Consider the following 502-nt stretch of genomic DNA (forward strand, 5'->3'; position numbering starts at 1 on the left):
ATGCCTACTGCATCGACTCACCTGTAGGTATCAATCAATTGGCGCAAATACGCCGAGAGAGCAAGATAAGCACTGATATCCAAAAGAGAATCTTCGCCGATCTGGACAAAGCCAAGGCGGCCATGTTGAAATTCCTGCAGGACGCTGTTTTCTGAGCCTAACCCTAAATGAATATTACCCTGACTACACCAGCGATGCTGTTTCCAGCTATTTCGTTACTGTTATTGGCCTACACCAACAGGTTTGTAACTTTAGCCAGCATCATCCGCAATTTCGTTGATAACAGCGACAGCACCCATAAGCAGATCGCTAATCTGCGCAAACGCATTCAGCTTATCAAGCGTATGCAAGAGGCCGGGGTAGCCAGTTTCTTTTTATGCGTATTGTCGATGCTGGCCATCTACCTCAATTATCAGGTAGCTGGCAGTTGGATATTCGGCCTAAGCCTGATCTTACTGTTATGGTCCCTGTGGCTGTCAGTGGCCGAGATCCGTATTTCTGT

At 47.2% G+C, this 502-nt stretch carries 1 protein-coding gene; it reads left to right on the forward strand.

What is annotated here, in order from left to right; genetic code table 11:
- Positions 1-167: 167 nt before the first annotated feature.
- Positions 168-502 (forward strand): DUF2721 domain-containing protein (locus tag J0A66_RS21615; protein WP_206575923.1); only part of this gene is annotated, 335 nt, incomplete at its 3' end.

The sequence above is a fragment of the Bowmanella dokdonensis genome (genome assembly GCF_017254865.1).
Lineage (GTDB): Bacteria > Pseudomonadota > Gammaproteobacteria > Enterobacterales > Alteromonadaceae > Bowmanella > Bowmanella dokdonensis.